The organism is Paenibacillus sp. sgz302148, assembly GCF_056120465.1.
In genome coordinates this window covers 1-4,334 of the sequence record NZ_JBVYOJ010000051.1, presented here as the reverse complement: position 1 = coordinate 4,334, position 4,334 = coordinate 1, and the positions used below count along the sequence as shown (strand labels likewise).

The 4,334-nt window shown below is 48.4% G+C and carries 4 protein-coding genes and 2 rRNA genes; 1 reads left to right on the top strand and 5 read right to left on the bottom strand.

What is annotated here, in order from left to right:
- Positions 1-150 precede the first annotated feature (150 nt).
- From AC0LWM_RS32320 to AC0LWM_RS32310, 3 genes are all read right to left on the bottom strand, one after another.
- Positions 151-684, bottom strand: a complete 534-nt coding sequence (locus AC0LWM_RS32320; RefSeq protein WP_474679158.1) for a cysteine hydrolase family protein — start codon at positions 682-684, stop codon at positions 151-153.
- Between the two features lie 77 nt (positions 685-761).
- On the bottom strand, positions 762-1,175 hold the full coding sequence (locus AC0LWM_RS32315) for a ribosomal maturation YjgA family protein (RefSeq protein WP_474679157.1): 414 nt from the start codon (positions 1,173-1,175) through the stop codon (positions 762-764).
- A 65-nt stretch (positions 1,176-1,240) separates the two neighbouring features.
- A complete protein-coding gene (locus AC0LWM_RS32310) occupies positions 1,241-2,461 on the bottom strand; it encodes an MFS transporter (RefSeq protein ID WP_474679156.1) in 1,221 nt (406 codons plus the stop codon).
- Between the two features lie 124 nt (positions 2,462-2,585).
- Between AC0LWM_RS32310 and AC0LWM_RS32305 the strand changes: the two genes are divergently transcribed.
- Positions 2,586-3,473, top strand: coding sequence for a LysR family transcriptional regulator (locus AC0LWM_RS32305; RefSeq protein WP_474679155.1), 888 nt, complete (start codon positions 2,586-2,588; stop codon positions 3,471-3,473).
- A gap of 411 nt (positions 3,474-3,884) precedes the next feature.
- Here the strand turns inward: AC0LWM_RS32305 and rrf are convergent.
- Both rrf and AC0LWM_RS32295 read right to left on the bottom strand, forming a co-directional pair.
- Positions 3,885-4,001: ribosomal RNA gene (gene rrf, locus AC0LWM_RS32300) — 5S ribosomal RNA — on the bottom strand.
- A 227-nt stretch (positions 4,002-4,228) separates the two neighbouring features.
- Positions 4,229-4,334: ribosomal RNA gene (locus tag AC0LWM_RS32295) — 23S ribosomal RNA — on the bottom strand; the annotation flags it as partial.

The window sequence follows — 4,334 nt, the reverse complement described above, 5'->3', positions numbered from 1 at the left end:
GGATCGTAAGTTTCTCAGAAGCCGAATAGGATCGTTTTTGCATGAAAAAGCTCCCCTTACCGTAGCAGGTTTTATTATTTCACCTGTCTACCGTAAGGGGAGCATATCAACGGCATCCTGCTCCACTCTGAAGTTATGTCCTCAATACATTTACATCGAACAAAATTCGATTTTCGACGATTCAACGGTGTCCCCGAATGAACGAAAGCGATCGTTGTATTGCGCAATAATTTGTGCCGCGGTTTGATTGCCTTGGCCCCAGGTGCTATGACCGTCTTTGGCGACAGTCACTTGATAGCCTAATTCGCTGGCCCGGCGGCATGTTGCGTCGATGCACATATCGGTTTGAAGTCCCGACAAAACAACCTTTCTAATCCCAAGCGCCATCAATTCCGTATGCAGATTCGTTTCATTAAAGGAGTCGGGCATATACTTCTGAATGATCACATCTCCACTAATGGGGAAGATCGAGGGGTGTATGGCCCAACCCGGGCTATTGGTTTCCAAAGGTTCTCCTTCCCCTTCATTATGCTGGACATAAATAACGGGTGTGTCACTTGCTCTAGCTTTTTGGATCAGTCCGCTTATGCGCTCCAGCAAACCGTGACCGTCGTGGACGGGGTACGCTTCTAGGAACATGCCGTTTTGGACATCAATGACGAGCAATGCCGTATCCTTTTCCATTGTCTAGCCTCACCCCATGATTATAATGGTTTCCAGATTATTATATAAAAACATATGTTCTTTTTTCAATGATTAATTCATCCCCAGCCTACTTTATGCTTAACAAATTTACTTACAATAAATCGATCCGTCATATAAATCAGTATGATTCCGATGGTATATCGGAGTAAATCGATCGCCAAGAAACCTTTGCCCAAGATTAAGCCGCCTAACACGGTGTCCCGTATTGCAATGATCCAATCCTCTTGATAGAGCTGACTGAACTCGATGGCCATGCAAAACAGCATGCTAAGGATAAATGACCATACCAACGGCTTCTTAACTCCGATAACTCGAAAGCCGCAATATATCATTGCCGCCCACAGCGAATCGCCGAAATGCATCGAGACGAAGCTTGGCAAATATTCCGCAAAAACTCTTGTGCTAAGTCCAGCGACAAGTATCATAACAGTCGCTCCCGTATAGACTAACCTTGCCTTTGCGAATGTCATTTCATATCCCCCAGTCATGAAATAAACAGCCCCGTCCTTCTAAAGGCTCGGAGCTGTCCCTTCAATTATTTGGTTAATGTCGGCTTCACACCGGAGTGTATAACGGGTTCGTCCGCTCGCGTCGGACCCTTCTTATTACCAATGCGCCATTGGATCGCCATCATGATGACGATGAATAGGGCCAGGCCGGCGAACGGCTCCAGGAAGCTGCCCGTTGCATCATGCAGCCAGCCGACAAACAGAGGACCAAATGCGCCGATGATATATCCGCCCGATTGGTTCATGGCCGACCAAGCACTCGCCGCTTCCGGATTGCCCGTTTCTTCGAGCGGCAGCATAAGGGCCATCGGGAACAGTCCTCCCGCGCCTATTCCAAGCAATACGGCGACCAGCCAAGGGCTGCCGTTCAACATGAACAGGCTGCAACCCGACAGCTCTAGCATAGCGCACCCTAATAGCCAGTACAACCGTTTGGGAAAACGTTGCGTCAAGAACGGAAGTGCCAGGCTAACCGGAATTTGAATGAACGTGAAAAGCGTCAGCACGCCCCCGGCAACCGTCTTGTCATATCCCATGCTTTCCACAGCCGGCGCGAGCCAGGCTGTTATGGAATAAAAAAGGGTCGCCATCATCCCAAAAAAGACCGTCACCAGCCATGCCCGTTTGTTACCCCATGGAATTTGCGTTTGTGCGGATGTGACTGCTCGAGTCGTTTGAAGCGGCGGTTTCTCCCTTCTTGCCAGTACCAACCACACCGGAAACGCGGCGAGGGCAAACAGCGCCCACAATGCGAGCGAACCTCTCCAGGAGTCATGCATCGCATGTTGAAACGGTACGGAAAGCCCGGCGCTTAATGCCGCTCCAAGAACCAATGCCATGGAGTAAATGCCGACCATCGAAGACGCGCGGCTGGCAAAATGCCGCTTAATAAAACCGGATAACAGCGGACCCGTTATCGCGATGCCTACACCTGCGACGAAAGACGTGACGAGCATCAGCCAAGAGGAAGCTGCCATCATCCGCAACGCCGTCCCTACGCCGATCAACAGCAGCGAAACGGCGACTACGCGCTCGATTCCCCATCGGCCGCTTAATTTGACGGCAACGGGAGAAAATAACCCCATACAAAGCACCGGTATCGATGTTAACAAGCTTGCAGAAGAGCCGCTCATACCAAGATCTATCCGAATCGTTTCCAAAAGCGGTGAAATCGAGGATATTGCCGGTCGTAAATTTATCGAAGCTAGAAAAAGCGCACAAATCAAATAACCAAACTTGAAGCGCATTGTTCGTCCTCCTTACCATTTCGAATGTACTTCATAGATAGTAGTGTAAAAGGAATATAACGATTGATCAATATTATTATTTTTATTATTATCATTGGTATCACCAATCATGGAGGTCGAGCCAATGGAGCTAAGACAGTTGGAATACTTTATTGCGGTTTGCGAAGAGCTTCATTTTACGAGGGCTGCGGAGAAAATAGGCATATCCCAGCCGAATCTGAGCCAACAAATTCGCGCGCTCGAGGACGAGCTCAACATGCCGTTATTCGACCGAATCGGCAAAAAAATCGCATTAACCGAGGCAGGTTCAATTTTGTGGGAACAAAGCATCCATATCGTACGAAATCTACAAAATGTGAAGGATGCGATCTCGGAGCTTCAGAGCTATCAACGGGGCACCTTAACCGTAGGAGTGCTCCCCTCCGACCTGGATTATCGAATTACGACGCTGCTCGTTGAGTTTTATCGCCAATTTCCGAAAATTCAACTAAGCGTCCGTTCCTCAGTCGAAATTGTCGAGCATGTGCTGGATAATTTTGTCGACATCGGCATCGGGATCATGCCCTACGATGATGAGCGACTCGTTCGGATTCCATTATGCACGGAGGAATATGTCCTCGTCGTGTCCGAGCATCATCCGCTTGCTCATCGGGAGCATATTTACTTGCACGAACTGCGAAATATCGAGACTGTCATGTTTCCGAAGGGACTTGTCGGTCGAGATTTGGTCGATAATTACTGCCGCAAACAGGGCTTTACGGTGACGACGATCATGGAGACAACGTCTATCACCTCGATCATTCGCATCGTACGGGCGAATATCGGAGCGACCGTCCAGCCCCATCCGCTGATCCAGTCGATGAATGAGACTTCATTGTGCTGTATCCGCATCTTGGACGAGGCTCCGGTCCGGAATCTCAGCATTATTTACCGAAAAGATCGTTTTCTTAGCCACGCGGCGCAAGCGTTTATCCGCAAAATGCAGGGCCATTTCTCCTCAGGCGATAGCTAAAAGCCCGGGGCTAAACAAATTTTAGCATTGTTCGGAGTCAAGTCGAGCAGGATGCATCCATTGATTGACGCTGCCCATTGATTCGCCACTTTTAAAAAATAAATGCGAATGTGCACTTCACGCCAGAATTAGCCTGCATGGAGTTTTTGAGTAAAATAGACGTATTTTTGCATTAAAGATTTAGTCCGAGGGGATTCTGAAGAAATACATGTACAATTGCAGTTACATGCTTGTAAATTAAAAGAACAGCCATTACGATTCGAATCGTAATGGCTGTTCTGTGCAANTTTTTGCATTAAAGATTTAGTCCGAGGGGATTCTGAAGAAATACATGTACAATTGCAGTTACATGCTTGTAAATTAAAAGAACAGCCATTACGATTCGAATCGTAATGGCTGTTCTGTGCAAGTGCTTGGCGACGTCCTACTCTCCCAGGATCCTGCGATCCAAGTACCATCGGCGCTGGAGGGCTTAACGGTCGTGTTCGGGATGGGTACGCGTGGAACCCCTCCGCCATCGCCACCAAACGTGCTATCGCTTATCGCGAAAGCTTGCGATTTATCAGGTTGCAGCATCGCCAAATGCCGCGAAAACAACTTTCACCCGAATCGCGCTTGGCGGTTCGAGCGTTCATTATTATTCCCTGAAAACTAGATGCGAAAGTAAGTGATAAGATTAGTCATCCTTGTTGCTGGGGCCCCCGCAAAGTATTCGGAATCGACTCCGCAGCATTTACTTCACTTTGTGGGGATTTTTAGTTAAGCCCTCGACCGATTAGTATTCGTCAGCTGCACGCATTGCTGCGCTTCCACCCCGAACCTATCAACCTCGTCGTCTACGAGGGGTCTTACGAATTGGGA